The following is an 18,881-nucleotide window of genomic DNA, read 5'->3' as shown; positions in this document are numbered from 1 at the left end:
TTGGTGTTTTTGTCTGGTCTTCTTCGGTGCGGGTCAGCCCGGCAAAAGCCCGGCCAGCCCCAGATGGCTGCGGTACCAGTCCCATTCGCGGTCAAGGAATGCGCAGAAGGCGGGACCGGGCAGGTAGGCATCGGCCTGCCCGTTGCGGGCCAGATAATCCGCCCAGGCCCGGGTGCCGCGGACCTTTTCGATGATGGCATGCCAGCGGGCCTGCGCCTCGGGCGACACGCCGGGCGGTGCCATCAGCCCGCGCCACAGCTGGAACGTCACCGGCACGCCCGCCTCGCCCAGGGTGGGCACGTCGGGAAAGGCGGGCAGGCGGGCGTCATCCAGCGCGGCCAGCACCCGCAATGTGCCCGCCTCGACATGCGGCAGGATTTCGGCGGCCACGCCGCAGCCCCAGTCCAGCGTGCCCTCGATCAGGCCGTTCCAGACCGCGGGTTCGCTGGGGACCACGATGAATTCCACATCCGCCGCGGCGCCCTTTGCGATGGACAGCGACAGGAGGTGGTTGATCCCGCCCAGAAAATACCCGCCCGTCCGGGTGGTGCGGCGGCCGATGTCGCGCAGGAAATCCGCCGCATCGGCCCAGGGCGCATCGGCACGGCAGACCAGAAAGAAGCGGTCCGCCACCAGCCGCGCCACCGGAGTCAGGTCCCGGTGCGTCAGTGCCATGCCGCGCAGCAGCGGGGCCTGTATGAATACGGGCGTGCAGGTCGAGATCATGGTCTCTGCCCCCGGCCGGGTGATCATCAGATTCATGGAATCGACACCGGGATCGTCGCCCCGCGGCACGAATTGCCAGCTGCGGTCATCTGCAGCGGCCTCTGCCACCCCGGCGGCAAAGGCCTCGGCCAGGACGGGCGGGGCCGATCCGGGCGGTCCGTGAATGATGAATTCGACAGTCTCGGGGGGCGTCATCAGCAGTCTTCCGGCAGTTCAGATTTCTTGTGATGTTACGTCTGATATTTCTTACGTCAATCCAAGAGATGCCTTTTCCCTGCCTGCTGTTCCGGCAAACGGCGCCGAAATGCGCATAAAGATGCATCTCTGTGGAAAGATTTCTGACCGGCCCGGCCATATGCCCGAATTGCGGCAATCAGCCCGTCGGCTGCCGCTTCCGCAGGCCGGCGTAACGCCCGAAAAGCCGGAATCACCCGGCGGGTCGGGCCTTTGCCGTTACAGGCTGATGCTGCCGAAGGCGCGGCTGCTGGTCAGGGCCTGCATCAGCCCCTGCCGCGTCTGGTCATTGTGGCGGATCATGATCTGCCGCGCCTGCACCGGATCGCGCCGGGACAGCACCTCGACGATCTCATGGTGAGAGATGGTGGTTTCGCTGCTGACATCGCGCAACTGTGCGCCAAGGTAGAAGAACCGTTCCAGCGCGTCGATCTGGCGCGACAGCAGATCCTCCAGCCGCCCGTTGCCCGAGGCGCGGGCGATGGCGAGGTGGAATTCGCGGTTCGCGCTGACGAAGGGGCCAAGGCTGGGCTGTTCGCCGCGGTCATAGGCCACATCCGCCAGCTTGTTCAGCTGGTCGATCTGTTCGGCCGTGACGCGCATGCAGGCCATTTCGGCGGCCCCAGCCTCCAGAATGGTGCGGATGTCGAACAGCTCGTTCATGTCGCCGAAGGTGATCGGCGTGATCTGATAGCCGCGGCGGGGGAAGGTGCGCACCAGCCCCTCCTGCCGCAGGTTCGACAGCGCCTCGCGCACCGGGGTTTTCGAGATCTTGAACCGTTCGGCCAGCTCGGCCTCGTTGATTTCCTGTCCGGGCTGCAGGGCGCAGGTCAGGATTTCGGACCGGAGCATTTCATAGACCTTGCCGGTCAGCGAGACGGGCTTTGCCGTCTTCTTCTGGCGCGGTTTCCTGCTTGCGGCGGCGTCCAAGTCGATCCCCCTCCCCCGGGGTGCGGTTTCAGCGTGACAGAACAGCCGTGCGGGACGGATGCGGTCTGTGACCAGCCTATCTGATATTCCAGGAATATATCAAGCTTCCCTCGCAAATCCCGTGCAGATTCATCGCGGAATGCCGATATTCCCGATCTGCCGCCCCTGCGCGAGCCAGGCGCTCTGGCTTTGGCGCAGCACGATGCCGCCCCCGGGCGCGGCAATCGGCCGGGGCGGCCCGGCGGGCCCGTCCAGCACATGCAGAAGCGCGATCGTCTGCCCCGCCTCCACCCGGGCGCCCAAAGGCACGACATGCTCCACCACGCCGCGGGCCGGGGCATAGATCTGCGCGCTTTCCGGCACGTCGAATTCGATCCCGTCAAAGGCGGGCACGGTCCCGGCCATCACGCCGCAGGCCACCAGCCCGTTCAGAATGCCGCCGGTCATGACCTCCAGCGCATCGCTGCGCAGGGCCCCGCCGCCGCCCTCCACCTCGACCGAGGCCAGCCCGTCCTGCAATGCCGCATGGCAGATCGTGCCGGGAACGCAGTCCATATGCTGCACGAAGCGGTAGCCCCAGCCGTGCAGGATCGGGCGCAGCGCCTCTGGCCCGATGCGGCAACTGGCCGAGGAAAAGCCAAAGACCATGGGCACCACAGCGACATCCCGCCCCCCGGCATGCACGTCGATCAGCAGATCTGCCCCCGGAAAGATGCGGGTGACCAGCCAGTCGGCAATCCGCTCGGTCAGGGTGCCGTCGGGCTGGCCCGGGAACACCCGGTTCATGTTCTGCCCGTCTTCGGCCGCAACCCGCAGCCCCGCACAGGCAGCCGGATGGTTGACGATGGGCACGATGCGCAGCCGTCCGGTCAGCCGGGCGGGGTCGATCCGCGCCGCCAGCTGGCGCAGCACGACCTGCGCCTCGTATTCGTCGCCGTGAACGCCGCCGGTCAGCAGGACCGTCGGCCCGTCGCCCGACCCGATCTCGGTCCAGAGTGGCATCTCTGCAGAGGGCAGGACGGATGGGGCGGCAAGGGCTGCGGGCTGCGGGGACATGGCGGCTTCGGTCTGCTTCTGATATTTCTGATGAAATATGAGAAGCCGTAACTTCGTGCAACCTAAAACCCCGCGCGGGGCCGAAACCCGGTCACGCCTCCGGCGAAAGCCAGGGCAGGGCGGGGCCGACCGGCACGATCCCCACAGGGTTCAGCCGCTTGATCGAATAATATCCGCGCTTGATATGGTCGATGTTCACCGTCTCTCGCACCCCGGGAAGGGCCAGTGTCCGCGCCAGATAGGCCGACAATGCGGGGTAGTCGGCAATCCGGCGGAGATTGGTCTTGAACAGCCCGTGATAGGCCGCATCGAACCGCACCAGCGTCACGAAAAGCCGGATGTCCGCCTCGGTAAAGCTTTCCCCCGTCAGCCAGGGCCCGCCCGCGGCCAGCTCCTCCTCCAGCAGGTCCAATTCGGCGAACACATCGCGGAACGCTTCTTCATAGGCGGCCTGCGTGGTGGCGAAACCGGCGCGGTAGACGCCGTTGTTCAGCCGCGGATAGATCCGGCTGTTCAGGGCGTCGATCCGCGCGCGCAGGGGCGCCGGATACAGGTCCGGGCCGGAGGCGAGATCCCCGAACCCCGTGTTGAAAATCCGCAGAATCTCGGCGGATTCGTTGTTGACCAGACGGCCGGTCTTCTTGTCCCACAGCACCGGCACCGTGGCCCGGCCGTTCACATGCGGATCGGCCTTGCTGTAGATCTCGTGCATATAGGTGGCCCCGGTCACCGGATCGGGCACGGCAAAGCGCCAGCCCTGATCGCCAAGCTCGGGCTCGACCACGGACAGCGAGACGACCTCCTCCAGCCCTTTCAGCTTGCGCGCGATCAGCGTGCGGCTGGCCCAGGGGCAGATCAGCGCCACATACAAGTGATAGCGCCCGGCTTCGGCGGTGAAGCCCGCCTCGCCCGTGGGGCCTGCGCTGCCGTCCGGCGTCACCCAGCTGCGGAAGCTGGAGGTCTGGCGGACGAAGCCGCCCTTTGCATCGGTCGCCTGCACCGGCTGCCAGTTCTCGGTCCATTTGCCATCGACAAGCATCGCGGTTCTCCTGCTGGGGTGGTCCGGCCCATCAGGACCGCATCCGGCCGGTCTTTGCAACCGCAGCGCGGGGCGGGTGTCAGTCCTGTGCGGCGGGGCTGACACCTCAGGGAGACAGGACAGCATCTGCAGGCGGGCCACTTGGTCATACCAGATGGCGGACCAACGGGCCTCAGATCCAGTCTGATCGCGCCTTCTGATACGGGCGCATACGCTTTCTGGGGCCTGATTTATGAAGGTACACAATATTTTCTTGACTGAATCATGAAATCGCTTCAGCACGGCGCCGATGATCCATATTGGTCATACCAGATGGGGGCGCTTTTGATCCGACCGCAGATCTCAGAGCCGTGGCGCCGCTGGCGGGGGGCCGCGTCGTGACCGGACCCGAACCGGCCCGCACCGGCGTTTCCACCCGGGTGGAGGCCGAGCTTGAGCGCATGATCGCGTCCCTGCGGCTGCAGCCCGGGGCGCGGCTGCCGTCCGAACGCGCGCTGTCGGAACAGCTGGGCGCCTCGCGCACGGCGCTGCGCGAGGCCATCGGCCGGCTGGCCGCGCGCGGCAAGGTCGAGGTGCGCAAGACCGGCCTGACCGTGGCGCAGCCCGACCCCCGGATCTGGGCGCGCGAGACCATCGCCGCGCCGCTGGCGCCGCTTCTGGCGCGGCATCGCGGCTATGGCCATGATGTCATGGAAATCCGGCTGGCCTTGGAAGGCACCGCCGCCTATCACGCCGCGCAGCGCGCCGATGCCGCCGCCCGCGCCCGCATCCGCGCCGCGCTGGATGTGATGCAGGCGGATGCGGTGCCAGCAGATCCGCTGGCCGAGGCGCGCAACGATGCGGCCTTTCACCTTGCCATCGCCGAGGCCAGCGAGAACGCCGTCCTGCGTCAGGTCATGTCCAGCCTGTTCGGCCTGCTGGAAGCGACCATCTCGGAAAGCCGGGAGAAGCTGTTTCAGGCGCCGCAGATGGCCGGGGTGCTCTATCGCCAGCATCTGGCATTGTATGAGGCCATTGCCGCGGGCGAGCCGGAGGCGGCCCGGGCCGCCTCGGACGCGCATCTGAACTTTGTCGAAACCACCATCCGCCGGATCGACGACGATCTGGCCCGCACGGCCCGCGCGCATGCCGCCCGCGCGGCCGGTCTTACCCCCGAAAGCACCAAGCCATGATCATCTCTTCGATTGCCGACTATCGCCGGTCCGCCCGCCGCCGCCTGCCGCCGTTCCTGTATCATTACATCGACGGCGGGGCCTATGCGGAATACACGCAGGGCCGCAATGTCTCGGACCTGTCCGACATCGCGCTGCGCCAGCGCATTCTGCGCAATGTCGAGGCGCTGAGCCTTGAGACCACGGTTCTGGGCCAGCAGCTGGCCATGCCGGTGGCGCTGGCGCCGGTCGGGCTGACGGGGATGTTTGCCCGCCGCGGCGAGGTGCAGGCTGCGAAGGCCGCCGCCTCGCGCGGGGTGCCGTTCACGCTGTCCACCGTCTCCGTCTGCCCGATCGAGGAGGTGCAGTCGCAATCGCCCAATCCGATCTGGTTTCAGCTGTATGTGCTGAAGGACCGCGGCTTCATGAAGAACGCGCTGGAGCGCGCACAGGCGGCGGGGATCACCACGCTTGTCTTTACCGTGGATATGCCGGTGCCGGGCGCGCGCTACCGCGATGCGCATTCCGGCATGTCGGGGCCGAATGCCAAGATGCGCCAGTTCGTCCAGGCGGCGCTGCATCCGCAATGGGCCTGGGACGTGGGCGTGAAGGGCAAGCCGCATGATCTGGGCAATATCTCGGCCTATCGCGGCAGCCCGACCAAGCTGGAGGATTACATCGGCTGGCTGGGAGCGAATTTCGACCCCTCGATCGGCTGGAAGGATCTGGAATGGATCCGCGATTTCTGGAAGGGCCCGATGATCATCAAGGGCATTCTGGATGTCGAGGACGCCCGCGATGCGGTGAAATTCGGCGCCGATGGCATCGTCGTGTCGAACCATGGCGGGCGGCAGCTGGACGGGGTTCTGTCCTCGGCCCGCGCGCTGCCGGCGATTGCCGATGCGGTGAAGGGCGATCTGGCCATTCTGGCCGACAGCGGGCTGCGCTCGGGGCTGGATGTGGTGCGGATGCTGGCGCTTGGGGCCGATTGCTGCATGATGGGCCGCGCCTTCATCTATGCCCTTGCCACGGCGGGCGAGGCGGGGGTGCAGAACATGCTGGACCTTGTGGCCAAGGAAATGCGGGTAGCCATGGCGCTGACCGGGGTGAAATCCATCGCGGAAATCGACCGCAGCGCGCTGGTGATTTGATCCGGCGGCCGGCCCGTGGCGCCTTCCCCGCGGGGAAGGCAATCGGGTTGGCCTATGATCCATAGATCATAAATTGATTTTATGATCTTTAGCGCATATTGACGATTTATGATCGTTGGTTCATCCTTTTCCGGGAAAGGATGAACCGATGGATCAGATCGCCCGCACCCCGCAGGACCTGGGCAATGCCCTGCGCCACGCCCGCAAGGCCCAGGGCCTGACACAGGACGGGCTGGCGGCGCGTGCCGGTCTTTGGCAGCGCACCGTCTCGACCATCGAGACCGGGGCCGGCGGGGCCAGGCTGGACACGATCTTTGACCTGCTGGCGGCCCTGGATCTGGAGATCCATATCGTGCCGCGCAGCAAGATGACGCCCGGTCAGCTTGAGGACATCTTCTGATGGGACGCAGGCGGACCTACAGGCCGCTGGATGTCTATATGAACCGCCGCAGGGTGGGGCAGTATTTCCGCGACGCGGACGGGGCCTTTGCCTTCACCTATGCGCCCGAATGGCTGTCATGGGAGAACACCCTGCCGGTTTCCCGCGCGCTGCCACTGCGGGCAGAGCGTTACACCGGCCCCCGGGTCATCGCGGTCTTTGAAAACCTGCTGCCCGACAGCGACGACATCCGCCGTCGCGTGGCGGAGCGGGTCGGCGCCGAAGGGGTGGATGCCTACAGCCTGCTGGCCCGGATCGGGCGGGACTGCGTGGGCGCGCTGCAATTCCTGCCGGAGGGCGAGGCCCCGGAAGAGGACGGCCGCTTGACCGGAGAGCCGATGTCCGGCCCGGAGATTGCCGCGATGTTGCGGGATCTGCCCCGCACGCCGCTTGGCCTGCGCGCGGATCGGGATTTCCGCATCTCGGTCGCGGGCGCGCAGGAAAAGACCGCGCTGCTGTTTCAGGACGGGCAATGGGTGCTTCCGACCGGATCGACCCCGACGACGCATATCCTGAAGCCCGCCATCGGCCAGCTGCCCAATGGCATGGACCTGAGCGACAGCGTCGAGAACGAACATTTCTGCCTGCGGCTGATGGCGGGTTTCGGCCTGCCCGCGGCCCGGACGAAGATTGCGGAATTCGCCGGGGTCAAGGCGCTGGTCGTGGAGCGGTTCGACCGGCTGCACACGCGCGACGGCCGCCTGATCCGCCTGCCGCAGGAAGATTGCTGTCAGGCACTGGCCGTGCCGCCCACGCGCAAATACCAGAACGAGGGCGGCCCCGGCATCGCCGAGATCTGCGCGCTGCTGCAGGGCAGCGATGCGCCGTTGCGCGACCGCGCGGGGTTTCTGAAGGCCAATGTCTTGTTCTGGCTGATCGGTGCGACCGACGGCCATGCCAAGAACTTCAGCATCGCGCTGATGCCGGGCGGCCGGTTCACGCTGACGCCGCTGTATGACGTGCTGTCGCTTCAGCCGCAGCTGGAGGCCGGGCAGCTTCAGGACAAGGACATGAAGCTTGCCATGCGCGCGGGCCGGGGGCGGCACTACCGCGTTTCCGAGCTTCAGGGCCGGCATTTCACCGAAACGGCGCTGGAGGCGGGCTTCTCGCGCCGGCAGATCGCGCAGGTGTTCGACGAGATCGCCGATATGGCCGCGCCCGCCTTTGAGACGGCCCTGGCGGCGATGCCGCCGGGGTTTCCCGCAGACTTGTCCGCCGCCATCCGGCGCGGCTTTGACCAGCGCCTGCCGCGGCTTCACGCCGGGGGCATATAACGCATCCGGCCCGCGGGGCAGGAATTCCCCCCGCGGGCCGGAGTCGCAGGGCATTTCTTCCCCCGCAAAACATCCGCCTTGCCACCTTGCCCGGACAGAGCAGAGCGAATCTGCCCGGACCGGAATATCGACCTTAATTATCTATTTGGTTTGTCGGGATTTGGCGCCACCTTCGGGGCAACCAAACCGGAGAACAGGCATGACGCAGCTTTTCCCTTCCTTGCTTCCCGCCGTCGAATACGAGGCCGACGTGCTGGTGATCGGCGGCGGCCCGGCGGGCACATGGGCCGCGATCTCGGCCGCGGCGCAGGGGGCGCGGGTGGTGCTGGCGGACAAGGGGTTCTGCGGCACCTCGGGCGCGACGGCCCCTTCGGGCACCGGCGTCTGGTATGTGAAGCCCGACCCGGCGGCGCGGACCAAGGCGATGAATGGCCGCTGGGATCTGGGCGGGCGTCTGGCCGATCCGGCCTGGATGCGCCGGGTGCTGGACCGCACCTATGAAAACGTGAACCTGCTGTCCGAATGGGGCCACCCGTTCCTGAGTGACGGTCAGGGCGGCGAGATCCGCACCTCGCTGGACGGGCCGGATTACATGCGGCTGATGCGCAAGCGGGTGAAGGCGGCAGGGGTGCGGATCCTTGACCACAGCCCCGCGCTGCAGCTGTTGCGTGACGGGTCGGGTGCGGTGGCCGGCGCCACCGGCCTGCGCCGCCAGCGCGGCGATCTGTGGACGGTGCGGGCGGGTGCGGTGATCATTGCGACCGGCGGCTGCGCCTTCCTGTCCAGGGCGCTTGGCTGCAACGTCCTGACCGGCGACGGCTATCTGATGGCCGCCGAACTGGGGGCGGATTTCTCGGGGATGGAGTTTTCCTCGGCCTATGCCATGGCGCTGGAGCATGGATCTGTCACCAAGACCCGGTTCTATGACTGGGCGGAATTCACCTATGCCGATGGTGCGCCCATTCCGGGGGCGGCCTCCAAGGGCGGCCGGTCGGTGATCGCCCGCACGCTGGGCGCGGGCAAGTCCGTCTATGCCCGGCTGAATGCCGATGCCGAGGAACAGCGCGCCATGCGCCATGCGCAGCCGAATTTCTTCGTGGCGCTGGACCGCAGCGGGATCGACCCGTTCACCGACCGTTTCCCGGTCACGCTGCGGCTGGAGGCGACGGTGCGCGGCACCGGCGGGCTGCGGCTGCGCGACGAAAGCTGCGCCACCTCGGTTCCCGGGCTTTATGCCGCGGGCGATGCGGCGACGCGGGAGCTGATCTGCGGCGCCTTCACCGGCGGCGGCAGCCACAATGCGGCCTGGGCCATGTCCTCGGGTTTCTGGGCCGGGGCCGGGGCGGCGGGCCATGCCCGGGCGAACCGGGGCCGCAGCCGGGTGCTGTCGCTGGCGGGCGGATTGGGCGTGACCGAAGGCAAGCGGGACCGCATCGACGCCGCCGCCCTGACCGCCGCCGTCCGCGCCGAAGTTCTGCCCTATCAGAACACCTATCAGCGCCATGGCGACCGGCTGGAGGCTTCGCTGCAACGGCTGGACCGGATCTGGCAGGGGGTGCAGGGCGCCGACATGGCCGACCGGGCCGAGGCGCAGCGCACGCGTGAGGGGCTGGCCATGCTGGCCACCGCGCGCTGGATGTACCGTTCGGCTTTGGCACGGACCGAAAGCCGCGGCATGCACAAGCGCGAGGATCATCCGGCCAAGGACGAGGCGCAGCGCCACCATATCCTGACCGGCGGGCTGGACGAGGTCTGGACCGCGACCGCCCCGGCCGCCGGACCCGCCGTCGAGGTTCTGGCCGCATGATCGAGGTCATCAGCGCCAGCCGTTGCACCGGCTGCAACATCTGCGTCACCGCATGCCCGACCAATGTGTTCGAGGCGGTGAAGGGCGGCATCCCGCAGATCGCCCGGCAGGAGGATTGCCAGACCTGCTATATGTGCGAGGTCTGGTGTCCCGAGGATGCGCTTTACGTGGCCCATGACGCGGATGCCGTGACCGGCATCACCGAAGCCGAGCTGGAGGCGCGGGGCCTGTTCGGCAGCTACCGCCGTGCGGTCGGCTGGGCCGCGGGCGGGCGCACCCCGCCCCCGCCCGAAACCATGGCCCGGCTGCGCGGCTGATCCATCCCTCTCACCGCCGCGCCCGTAGGGCGCGGCCTTCTCCCCGACACCGGGTCCTGCGGACCCGTCTCTCTCTGCATGAGGTTCCCATGACCATCTCCCGCCGATCCTTCCTTGCCGGGGCCGCTGCCGCCGGCACACTGGCCGCCCCCGCCCTGTCCTTTGCAGCCGGTGCACCTTCGGTGATCCGTCTGGCCGGGCCGGGCAATGCCGCGGGCCGCCCCTATGGCAACGGCACCATCGGCCTGCTCCGCGGGCTGGAGCTTCTGGAAAAGGAGTTCGAGGCCGACAAGATCACCATCGAATGGCAGTTCCCGCGCGGCACCGGCCCCGCCATCAACGAGGCCTTGGCCAACCGACAGCTGGATTTCGCCAGCTACGGCGGCCTGCCCAATCTTGTGGGCAAGGGCGCGGGCGTGCCGACCAAGGTGCTGGCGGGTTCCGGCATCTCGCCCACCTATCTGGTGGCACGGCCCGAGGCCGGGATCGAGACACTGGCCGATATCAAGGGCAAGAAGGTGGCCTTCCAGCGCGGCACGATCTTTGAACTGTCGCTCTACCGCATCCTGCAACAGATCGGCCTGACCAATGCCGATGTGGAGATCTATGACATTCAGGGCGCCGACCAGATCGCCGCGATCCAGACTGGCGATGTGGATGTGCTGGTGGGGCAGGGCAATTCCACGCTGCAGACCGTGAAAGAGGGGCTGACCAAGGTGATCTTCACCACCAAGGGCACCCCCGCGCCCGGGTCGACCTTCGGCTCTTTCACCGTGCACGAAGGCTTTGCCGCCGAGCAGCCCGAGATCGTGGAGCGGGTGCTGGCCGCCTTTGTCGAGGCGGCGCATTGGGGCAGCCTGGAGGAAAACCGCGACAAGGTGTTCGACATCTTCGCCCAGACCGGCACCCCGCGCGACAGCTATGTCGCGGATTATGAAGGCGACACTCTGGCCGACCGGCATACGCCGCTCTTGGACGGGTTCTACCGCGCCAATCTGGAGGAAGGGCTGAAATTCACGCTGGAAACCCGGCTGGTGCGCAAGGAATTCGACCTGACCGCATGGGTGGACGACAGCCTGCTGCAGAAGACGCTGGCGGCCAAGGGCTACCAGAACGTCTGGGTGCCCCGCGGCACCGACGGCGCGGCCGAAGTCTGATCCCGTCAGGAAGGAGAGCGGCATGGCCGACATCGGCTTCAAAGACATCGCGCTGAGCGGGACCTTCGGGCGCTGGTCCGGCCCGGTCTTTGCCGCAGCCCTGCGTCCGGCGCTGCGGGCGGCGGCGCTGGCCTTGGCGCTGCCCATGGCCGTGCTGCTTTTGTGGTCGCATGCCGCGGCGCAGGAATGGCTGCCGCCGCAGATCCTGCCCGCGCCCGCGCTGGTCTGGGAAACCACGGCATGGCTGATCACCTCGGGCGAATTGCAGCGCGAGCTGTGGGCCAGCCTGCAACGGGTGGCGGGCGGGCTTTTGCTGGGGGGCGGGCTTGGGCTTCTGGCCGGGCTGGCCTTCGGCCTGTCCCGCTGGGCCGATATCTACATCGCCCCCACCATCCGGGCCTTCTGCCTTGTGCCGTCCTTGGGCTGGCTGCCGTTCTTCATGCTGATCTTCGGGATCGGAGAGGTGCTGAAGATCGTGCTGATCGCCAAGACCTGCTTCCTGCCGCTGATGGTTTCCTCTTATGAAGGGATCCGCAACCGCCCGAAAGCCTGGGACGAGGTGGCCGCAGTCATGGACCTGCGCCCGTTGGACCGCCTGCGCCTTGTCACCGTTCCGGCCATCCTGCCCGGGGTGCTGACCGGCTGGCGGCTGGCGCTGTCCAAGGGGTGGAAGGCGCTGATCCTGGTCGAGATGATCTCTTCGGCGGCGGGGCTGGGCTATCTGATGATGTGGGGCCGCAAGGCGTTTCAGCTGGATGTGGTCTTTGCCACCATTCTGGTGATCGGGCTTGTGGGCTGGTTCCTTGACTGGGCCGTGCTCAGCGGACAGCGCCGGCTGACCGGCTGGTCCTTTCAGGGCAGGGGGCAGGCATGACCGGGCGCCCCGTCCCCGCCGCCACCGGCGCAGAGGGCAACCTTTTCCTGAAAGCGCTGATCTTTCCCGCGCTGCTGGTCGCGCTCTGGGCCGGGCTGGATGGTCTGGGCTGGACCAATGACCGGCTTTTCGCCTCTCCGGCCGATGTTATCGTCACCCTGGCCGAGGATACCGCCAGCGGTGCCCTGCCCGGGGCGGCGCTGGCCTCGCTGGCGCGGGCGCTTGGCGGATGGGCGATCGGGGCAACTGCGGGGCTGATCTTCGGCGTGGCCCTCGGCACCTTGGGCCTGTTGCGCGCGGTCTTCGACCCCACGGTCGTGGGCCTGCGCCAGATCGCGCTGTTTGCATGGATCCCGCTGCTGTCGGCCTGGCTGGGCAATGGCGAATCCATGAAGATCACACTGATCGCCCTTGGCGCGTTCTTTCCGATGGCGCTGGCCGCACAGGCGGCCTGCCAGACCATTCCGCAGGGCTGGCGCGAGGTGGGCCTTGTCCTGGACCTGACCCGGGCCGAGCAGCTGCGGACCATCGTGCTGCCCGCCGCCCTGCCCGGCATTCTGGCGGGGGTGGAGCTGTCGCTGAATGTGGCATGGCTGGGGACCTTCGGGGCCGAATATCTGATCGGCACCGGCTACATCAACGGTGCAGGCGACGGGATCGGCGCCTATCTCTCGGCCGCGCGCGAATATCTGCGGATGGACCGGGTGCTTCTGGGTGTGCTGGTCCTTGGTCTGATCGGCGTGTCGCTGGACCGGCTGATCGTTCATCTTTCCCGAAAGGTTGCCCCATGGCAGAGACCCTGACCCCCGCGCGCGGCGCGCTGGCGCTGCGCGGCATCAGCCGGACCTTCCATGTCGGGGGACGGGAGGTGCCCGCGCTGGCCGATGTGTCGCTTTCGGTCGCGACGGGTGAATTCGTGGCCATCGTCGGCCCCTCGGGCTGCGGCAAGTCCACGCTTCTGCGGCTGATCGCCGGGCTGGAGGTGCCGGACCATGGCAGTATCGCACTGGACGGCGTGCCGGTCACCGGCCCGGGGCTGACCCGCGGCATCGTGTTTCAGGACCACCGGCTGCTGCCGTGGCTGACGGTGGAAAAGAACATCGCGCTGGCGCTGCGCCGCGGCCCCGGTCCCGATGCGGCAAAGGCGGCCCGCGTGGCCGAACTGATCGCGCTGGTCGGGCTGTCCGGCTTTGAACAGGCACTGCCGCATCAGCTTTCAGGGGGCATGTCGCAGCGGGCGGCGATTGCGCGCGCGCTGGCGCCGCGACCGCCGGTCCTGCTGCTGGATGAACCGCTGGGCGCGCTGGACAGCCTGACCCGGACCCGGCTTCAGGACGAACTTTTGCGGATCTGGGAGACCGAGCGCACCACGGTTCTGCTGATCACCCATGATGTCGAAGAGGCATTGGTGCTGGCCAGCCGGGTCATCGTGATGGACCCGCGGCCCGGCCGGATCGCCGAAGAGGTGGCCGTGGACCTGCCCCGCCCGCGCCGGCGCGAGGCGATGGCCTTCGTCACCCTGCGCCAGCGCATCGCCGCGCGGCTTCATGCCTATGCCTGACGGCGGACGGATCTTTCATCCTGCCCGCTGACGGCGCAGGGCCGTCAGCGGGCAGGATGACACGGGTTCCCCTGGCCACTGAACAGAAACCAGATGCGGCCGGTCCGGAGATCAGATCTCTGTGGCCGGCCAAGGCATTTCTGCACCCGGCGGAGGTCAGAAGACGCCCCGACCCTGCTGAAGCGGCAGTCAAAGGACTGATTCGGCGCAGGATTCAGACCGGAAGCGGGGTGCGGGGCATTTGCTTATCGTCCGGGCGGGCGCGGCGGTTTTCACAGGTTGAAATAGCCCCGAAGTTTAGAAAACCGCTCCCTTTATAAACACGACCTCATGAGTAATCATTTTCACTGTCCGAAAACTTAATCGCAACCTGCAAGTGAGGTATGGCAATGGCGCTCCGGAAAATCCGCAATGAAGTCAGCGGAACGATCTTCTCGCTGCCCTTCTATGTCGCCAAGGAACTGGGCTATTTCGAAGAGGAAGGGCTGGATGTCGAGCTGGTCAAACGCGCATCCTACAAGCCGCAGATCGGGGCCACCGAAGGTGTGCAGCTGATCGAGGATCACGAGGCCGTCAGCTCTTTCGGCGGCCCCTCGCCCTTTGAACAGGGCGATACCGCACTGTACCGCGCCTGCGAATGGGGCCAGGTCCGCCGCACGCAGGACAGCGCCGTCGGCGGAAAGCTGGTGGCGAAACGTGCCTCGCGCGCGAGCCAGGCCATCATCGTCCGTCCGGATTCGCCCTATCTGATCCCGCAGGATCTGGCCGATGTGCAGATCGGCGTCAGCTTCCACCACGGCTCGCATTACGTGACGCTTCAGCTGCTGGAAGGATTCCTGCCGCGGGAAGAGATCAAGGTCGTCCATATCGAGGGCGGCAACCGCTTTCTTGCGCTGCAGGAAGGCAGGGTCGAAGCCGTGACGGTGATGGAACCCTGGATCACCGTGGCCGAAAAGCTGGGATACCGCGTGATCGCCGAGGCGCATTATGTCGGCCTTGAGATCGCCAGCCCCTCGCTGGATGCCGAAACCTTCGAGGCGATCAACCGCGCCGTCCGCCGCGCGGTGAAGGACCTGCAGAACGATCCCTATCCTTTCGTCAAATATCTGATCGCCGATGTCGATCCGTCCATCGTGGCGCTGGAGCCCGGCGATTTCGCCCGCACCCGCCTGCGCTATGCCAATCCTTCGGTCTATTCGCAGCGCGACTTCGAACGCTCCTACAACTGGATGCGCAGCTGGAACCTGCTGAAGCAGGACAGCTATGAAAATCTGGTGGACAACCGGGTTCTGGAAAGTGCCTGAGACGGTCCGCGCGTCTTCGGACCGGCCCGAACCTGCCCCTCCGGGGGCAGGTCTGCGCGGGCCGGGCCGGCACTGGCAGGGCAGCTGGCTGCAGCGGCTGATGCCCTTCTTTCTGGCACACAGGCGCAAGGCCGTGCTGACACTGGCCGCGACACTGGTGGGTCAGCTGGCGGCGGCGGCGGTGCCGCTGCTGCAAAAGATCATCATCGACGATGCGATCATCGCGAACCGCCATCCTTTGCTGCCCTGGCTGGTGCTGCTTCTGGCGGCGGCCGCGCTGAATGCCCTGGCCACCGTCATCCGGCGGGCCAATGGCAATGCCTTCGGCTTTGCCCTCCAGCACGATCTGCGGGACGCGGTCTATCGCCACGTCCAGCGGCTGGAGATCGGGACCGGCGATGCGGGCGGTTTCTCGACCGGAGAGGTCATCTCCCGGTCGACCGCGGACATCACCCTTGTCCAGACACTTTTCAGCCAGATGCATGTGCTTTTGGGCAGCCTGATCATGGTGGCCGCCGCGCTTGGCGTCATGGCCTACCTGTCGCCCGCGCTCAGCCTGATCATGCTCGTCAGCCTGCCGCTGATGTGGCTGGTGGCCCGGCGGCTGCGGCATGAGGTCTTTCCCGCCGTCTGGAGCGACCAGCGCGCGCAGGCCCGGCTGGCCGGCGAGATCGGAGAGACGATCTGGGGCGCCCGCGTCGTGCGCGCCTTCGGACAGGAGCGGCGCGAACTGGCCCGCCTGACCGGCACCGCCCGCGGGCTTTTCGCCTCGCGTGTGCGGACCTCGCGGATCACCGCCCGCTTTGCGCCGATGCTGCAGGTCATTCCCGCCCTGGGGCAGCTGGCCGTGCTGGCCTTCGGCGGCTGGCTGGTGCTGCGGGGGCAGGTCACGGTCGGCACTTTTCTGGCCTTCTTCTCCTATCTCGTGCAGCTGGTTGCCCCGGTCCGCACCCTTGCCGGGGCCCTGACCACCGCGCAACAGGCCCGCGCCGGGGCCGAGCGGGTGCTGGAACTGCTGGATCATACCCCCGCGATCACCGAAAAGCCCGGCGCGCGCCCGCTGCGCCTGTCCGGCGGCGCCGTCGCCTTCCGCAATGTGACCTTCGGCTATTCCGCCGCGGCCCCGCTGCTGGACGGGCTGACGCTTGATCTTGCGGCGGGCGAAACACTCGCGGTGGTCGGCGCCTCGGGCTCGGGAAAGTCGACGCTGGCCCAGATGCTGGTCCGGCTTCACGACCCCGCCTCCGGACAGATCCTGATCGACGGGCAGGACATTTCCGGCGTCACGCTCGCCTCGCTCCGCCGTGCGGTCGGCATCGTCTTCGAAGAGCCCTTCCTGTTCTCGGGCACCGTGGCCGAGAACATCGCCCGCGGCCAAAGCGGTGCAACCCGCGCCCGGATCGAGGCGGCCAGTCGCATCGCGGGCGCCGATGAATTCATCCGCGCCTTGCCGCAGGGCTATAACACGCCGGTCGCCGAACTGGGGGCCACGCTTTCGGGCGGCCAGCGCCAGCGGCTCACACTCGCGCGGGCGCTGGTGACCGAGCCGGGCGTTCTGGTGCTGGACGATGCGACATCGGCCATTGACGCCCGCACCGAAGCACAGGTGCTGGAGGCGATGCGGGATGCGCTGCACGGACGGACGACGCTGATCGTGGCGCGCCGCCGCTCGACGCTTGCGCTTGCCCATCGCATCGTCCTGCTGGATCGCGGGCGGATCGCCGATGCGGGCACACATGAGGAGCTGGTGGCCCGGTCCCCGGCCTATCGCCAGCTCCTGGAAACGGAGCTCGCCCCCGGGGATCTGGCCGAAGCGCCGCAGGAGGCCGGGGACGGACCCGAAGCCGCTGCCTGGCCCGAAGAAGCCGCCGGAATGCCCGAGGACGCTGCACCCCTGCGCTTTGTCGAAACCGTTCAGGCCGGCGGCCATGCCCGGCAGACGGCCCCGACCGCGGCGATGCTGGCCACCACCGGCGCGGCCAGCATCCAGAGCCGGGTGGCCGCGCTGCCCCCCGCAGAGGCCCGGCCCGCCATTGATGAGGCGTTCGAGGCGACGGACACCGGCCCATTCCGCCTGCCCGCCTTTCTGAAACCCTACCGCCGCGGCCTGCTGGCCGGGGTCGGGCTGATCATGGCCGATACGCTGGCCGGGCTGACAGGGCCCGTTCTGGTGGGCTGGGGGCTGGACGGCATCGTCTCGGGGCGGGAGGATCTGCTCTGGCTGGCCTCGGCCGGGTTCGCCGTGGCGCTGGTGCTGGCCTGGATCATCGGCCGGGCCCTGATACTTCAGACCGCACGCACGGCCGAGCGCATTCTCTTTGCGCTGCGGATCCGGGTCTTTGCGCAATTGCAGCGGCTGTCCGTCGACAGGTTCGAACGCGAGGACTCCGGCCGCATCATGGCCCGCGCCACCAGCGACATCGAGGCGCTGTCCACCTTCCTCCAGCAGGGGCTTCTGACCTCGCTTGTCAGCCTGACCACCTGCGGCGGTATCCTTGCGGTGCTGGCCCTGCTGGAGCCGCGGCTGGCGCTGGCCATGGCCATCGTCCTGCCGGTGCTGGCCGTGGCCACCGAATGGTATCGCCGGGCCTCGGCCCGGGCCTATGAAACCTCGCGCCAGAAAATCGCCTCGGTCTATGCCGGAATTCAGGAAGGGGTTTCCGGCGGCCGCGTCACCCGCGCGCTGGCGGGAGAACAGGGTGCGGCGACGCGGTTCCGGCACGATTCGGACAGCTACCGCGCATCGCGTGAGCGGGCCTCGCGGATTGCCGCGCTTTACTTTCCCTTCCTGCAATTTCTGGCTGTCGTGGCCAAGGCCGCCGTTCTTCTGGCAGGGGCGGCGCTGGTGACCCGCGGAGAGCTGGCGATCGGCGTCCTTGCCGCTTTCCTCCTCTATGCTGACCAGTTCTTCGCCCCGGTTCAGCAGGTGTCGCAGGCTTTCGACCAATGGCTGCAGGCCGGGGCCTCGCTGCGCCGCCTGCGCGAGTTCCTGGACGAGCGGTCGCAGACCCCGGCCCCCATCCGGCCCGAGCGGCCGCCGGAGATTTCCGGTGCGTTCCGGCTTGTCGGCGTGGGCTACAGCTACCCCGGCGCCCCGGCTCCGGCGGTGAAGGATCTGACGCTGGAAATCCCCGCGGGGCAGATGCTGGCGGTTGTCGGCAAGACGGGGGCGGGGAAATCCACGCTCGCCCGGCTGCTGGCCCGCTTTGCCGATCCGGACCGGGGTCAGGTTCTGCTGGACGGTGTGGCGCTGACCCGGTTCGATCCGGACAGCCTGCGCAGCCATCTGGCCTATGTCCCCCAGGAACCCATGCTGTTTGCCACGACGGTTGCGGCCAATATCGCCTATGGCAGACCCGGGGCCACCCCGGCCGAAATCGAGGCCGTGGCCCGGCGGGTGGGCGCGCATGCATTCATCCGCCGGCTGCCGCAGGGATACCGGACCGTTCTGGCCGAACAAGGGCGGTCGCTCTCCGCGGGCCAGCGGCAGCTTCTCTGCCTCGCCCGGGCGCTGCTGCCAGAGCCGCGGGTCCTGATCCTGGACGAGGCCACCGCCCAGATCGACCTGCGGGCCGAGGCGCTGGTGCGCCGGGTTTTGGCCGCCGAGCGTGGCAAGCGCACCGTCATCCTCATCGCACACCGGCTGCAAACCGTGCTGCAGGCGGACCGCATCCTGCTGATGGAGGCCGGTCAGCTGGCTGAAGACGGCAGCCCCGAAGATCTGCTGCGCCAGAACGGCCCCTTCGCCGCCCTGCATGCCGCCAGCGGCGGCAGCGCCCCTTCCCCCCGCGATACGCCGTTCGCGGCCGCACAAGACGCCCCGCATACGGCACGTCCCGTCACTGCGTGAACCCTGAAAGG

16 protein-coding genes are annotated in these 18,881 nt (G+C 67.7%); 12 read left to right on the top strand and 4 right to left on the bottom strand.

The window, feature by feature from the left end:
• Nucleotides 1-33: 33 nt before the first annotated feature.
• From ACO2Q5_RS21220 to ACO2Q5_RS21205, 4 genes are all read right to left on the bottom strand, one after another.
• Nucleotides 34-921, bottom strand: a complete 888-nt coding sequence (locus ACO2Q5_RS21220) for a tripartite tricarboxylate transporter substrate-binding protein (RefSeq protein WP_423294786.1) — start codon at nt 919-921, stop codon at nt 34-36.
• A 258-nt stretch (nt 922-1,179) separates the two neighbouring features.
• Complete coding sequence (locus tag ACO2Q5_RS21215) at nt 1,180-1,890, bottom strand: GntR family transcriptional regulator (protein WP_225027393.1); 711 nt, start codon at nt 1,888-1,890, stop codon at nt 1,180-1,182.
• Between the two features lie 129 nt (nt 1,891-2,019).
• Nucleotides 2,020-2,946 (bottom strand): succinylglutamate desuccinylase/aspartoacylase family protein, encoded by a 927-nt coding sequence (locus ACO2Q5_RS21210; protein WP_423294784.1) that lies wholly within the window; start codon nt 2,944-2,946, stop codon nt 2,020-2,022.
• 91 nt (nt 2,947-3,037) lie between these two features.
• On the bottom strand, nt 3,038-3,985 hold the full coding sequence (locus ACO2Q5_RS21205; protein ID WP_423294782.1) for a glutathione S-transferase family protein: 948 nt from the start codon (nt 3,983-3,985) through the stop codon (nt 3,038-3,040).
• Nucleotides 3,986-4,362: 377 nt separating this feature from the next.
• On the opposite strand from ACO2Q5_RS21205, the gene ACO2Q5_RS21200 reads away from it, so the two are divergent.
• The 12 genes from ACO2Q5_RS21200 (at nt 4,363) to ACO2Q5_RS21145 (ending at nt 18,870) form a co-directional block, all read left to right on the top strand.
• The gene (locus ACO2Q5_RS21200; protein ID WP_423294780.1) at nt 4,363-5,157 is read left to right on the top strand and encodes an FCD domain-containing protein; all 795 of its coding nucleotides are present in this window, start codon (nt 4,363-4,365) and stop codon (nt 5,155-5,157) included.
• Nucleotides 5,154-6,287 carry an FMN-dependent L-lactate dehydrogenase LldD gene (gene lldD, locus ACO2Q5_RS21195; protein WP_423294778.1) on the top strand — a complete coding sequence of 378 codons (1,134 nt, stop codon included), beginning with the start codon at nt 5,154-5,156 and terminating at the stop codon, nt 6,285-6,287. The genes ACO2Q5_RS21200 and lldD overlap by 4 nt, the downstream gene beginning before the upstream one ends.
• Nucleotides 6,288-6,435: 148 nt before the next feature.
• Nucleotides 6,436-6,687, top strand: coding sequence for a helix-turn-helix domain-containing protein (locus ACO2Q5_RS21190; RefSeq protein WP_423294776.1), 252 nt, complete (start codon nt 6,436-6,438; stop codon nt 6,685-6,687).
• Nucleotides 6,687-8,000 (top strand): type II toxin-antitoxin system HipA family toxin, encoded by a 1,314-nt coding sequence (locus ACO2Q5_RS21185; RefSeq protein WP_423294774.1) that lies wholly within the window; start codon nt 6,687-6,689, stop codon nt 7,998-8,000. Before ACO2Q5_RS21190 ends, ACO2Q5_RS21185 begins: the two co-directional genes overlap by 1 nt.
• Before the next feature lie 199 nt (nt 8,001-8,199).
• Entirely contained in the window at nt 8,200-9,807 is a 1,608-nt protein-coding gene (locus tag ACO2Q5_RS21180; protein WP_423294772.1) for an FAD-binding protein, read from the top strand.
• Nucleotides 9,804-10,124, top strand: coding sequence for a 4Fe-4S binding protein (locus ACO2Q5_RS21175; protein ID WP_423294770.1), 321 nt, complete (start codon nt 9,804-9,806; stop codon nt 10,122-10,124). The genes ACO2Q5_RS21180 and ACO2Q5_RS21175 overlap by 4 nt, the downstream gene beginning before the upstream one ends.
• An 89-nt stretch (nt 10,125-10,213) precedes the next feature.
• Nucleotides 10,214-11,281, top strand: a complete 1,068-nt coding sequence (locus ACO2Q5_RS21170; protein ID WP_423294768.1) for an ABC transporter substrate-binding protein — start codon at nt 10,214-10,216, stop codon at nt 11,279-11,281.
• 22 nt (nt 11,282-11,303) lie between these two features.
• On the top strand, nt 11,304-12,155 hold the full coding sequence (locus ACO2Q5_RS21165; RefSeq protein WP_423294766.1) for an ABC transporter permease: 852 nt from the start codon (nt 11,304-11,306) through the stop codon (nt 12,153-12,155).
• Nucleotides 12,152-12,958, top strand: a complete 807-nt coding sequence (locus ACO2Q5_RS21160; RefSeq protein WP_423294764.1) for an ABC transporter permease — start codon at nt 12,152-12,154, stop codon at nt 12,956-12,958. The genes ACO2Q5_RS21165 and ACO2Q5_RS21160 overlap by 4 nt, the downstream gene beginning before the upstream one ends.
• Nucleotides 12,943-13,716 (top strand): ABC transporter ATP-binding protein, encoded by a 774-nt coding sequence (locus ACO2Q5_RS21155; RefSeq protein WP_423294762.1) that lies wholly within the window; start codon nt 12,943-12,945, stop codon nt 13,714-13,716. The genes ACO2Q5_RS21160 and ACO2Q5_RS21155 overlap by 16 nt, the downstream gene beginning before the upstream one ends.
• A gap of 389 nt (nt 13,717-14,105) precedes the next feature.
• Nucleotides 14,106-15,020 carry an ABC transporter substrate-binding protein gene (locus ACO2Q5_RS21150; RefSeq protein ID WP_423294760.1) on the top strand — a complete coding sequence of 305 codons (915 nt, stop codon included), beginning with the start codon at nt 14,106-14,108 and terminating at the stop codon, nt 15,018-15,020.
• Nucleotides 14,980-18,870, top strand: a complete 3,891-nt coding sequence (locus ACO2Q5_RS21145; RefSeq protein WP_423294758.1) for an ABC transporter ATP-binding protein — start codon at nt 14,980-14,982, stop codon at nt 18,868-18,870. The genes ACO2Q5_RS21150 and ACO2Q5_RS21145 overlap by 41 nt, the downstream gene beginning before the upstream one ends.
• Nucleotides 18,871-18,881: the final 11 nt, after the last annotated feature.

It is taken from the genome of Neotabrizicola sp. VNH66 (assembly GCF_049445895.1).
Lineage (GTDB): Bacteria > Pseudomonadota > Alphaproteobacteria > Rhodobacterales > Rhodobacteraceae > Pseudogemmobacter.
Note: the sequence above shows the minus strand (reverse complement) of the source record. Positions and strands in the feature narration are given on the sequence as shown.

What these genes read in the sequence shown, in the direction of transcription:
- ACO2Q5_RS21220 (WP_423294786.1), bottom strand. Translation starts at nt 921, where the DNA reads ATGACGCCCCCCGAGACTGTCGAATTCATCATTCACGGACCGCCCGGA.
- ACO2Q5_RS21210 (WP_423294784.1), bottom strand. Translation starts at nt 2,946, where the DNA reads ATGTCCCCGCAGCCCGCAGCCCTTGCCGCCCCATCCGTCCTGCCCTCT.
- ACO2Q5_RS21205 (WP_423294782.1), bottom strand. Translation starts at nt 3,985, where the DNA reads ATGCTTGTCGATGGCAAATGGACCGAGAACTGGCAGCCGGTGCAGGCG.
- lldD (WP_423294778.1), top strand. Translation starts at nt 5,154, where the DNA reads ATGATCATCTCTTCGATTGCCGACTATCGCCGGTCCGCCCGCCGCCGC.
- ACO2Q5_RS21190 (WP_423294776.1), top strand. Translation starts at nt 6,436, where the DNA reads ATGGATCAGATCGCCCGCACCCCGCAGGACCTGGGCAATGCCCTGCGC.
- ACO2Q5_RS21185 (WP_423294774.1), top strand. Translation starts at nt 6,687, where the DNA reads ATGGGACGCAGGCGGACCTACAGGCCGCTGGATGTCTATATGAACCGC.
- ACO2Q5_RS21180 (WP_423294772.1), top strand. Translation starts at nt 8,200, where the DNA reads ATGACGCAGCTTTTCCCTTCCTTGCTTCCCGCCGTCGAATACGAGGCC.
- ACO2Q5_RS21175 (WP_423294770.1), top strand. Translation starts at nt 9,804, where the DNA reads ATGATCGAGGTCATCAGCGCCAGCCGTTGCACCGGCTGCAACATCTGC.
- ACO2Q5_RS21170 (WP_423294768.1), top strand. Translation starts at nt 10,214, where the DNA reads ATGACCATCTCCCGCCGATCCTTCCTTGCCGGGGCCGCTGCCGCCGGC.
- ACO2Q5_RS21165 (WP_423294766.1), top strand. Translation starts at nt 11,304, where the DNA reads ATGGCCGACATCGGCTTCAAAGACATCGCGCTGAGCGGGACCTTCGGG.
- ACO2Q5_RS21160 (WP_423294764.1), top strand. Translation starts at nt 12,152, where the DNA reads ATGACCGGGCGCCCCGTCCCCGCCGCCACCGGCGCAGAGGGCAACCTT.
- ACO2Q5_RS21155 (WP_423294762.1), top strand. Translation starts at nt 12,943, where the DNA reads ATGGCAGAGACCCTGACCCCCGCGCGCGGCGCGCTGGCGCTGCGCGGC.
- ACO2Q5_RS21150 (WP_423294760.1), top strand. Translation starts at nt 14,106, where the DNA reads ATGGCGCTCCGGAAAATCCGCAATGAAGTCAGCGGAACGATCTTCTCG.
- ACO2Q5_RS21145 (WP_423294758.1), top strand. Translation starts at nt 14,980, where the DNA reads ATGAAAATCTGGTGGACAACCGGGTTCTGGAAAGTGCCTGAGACGGTC.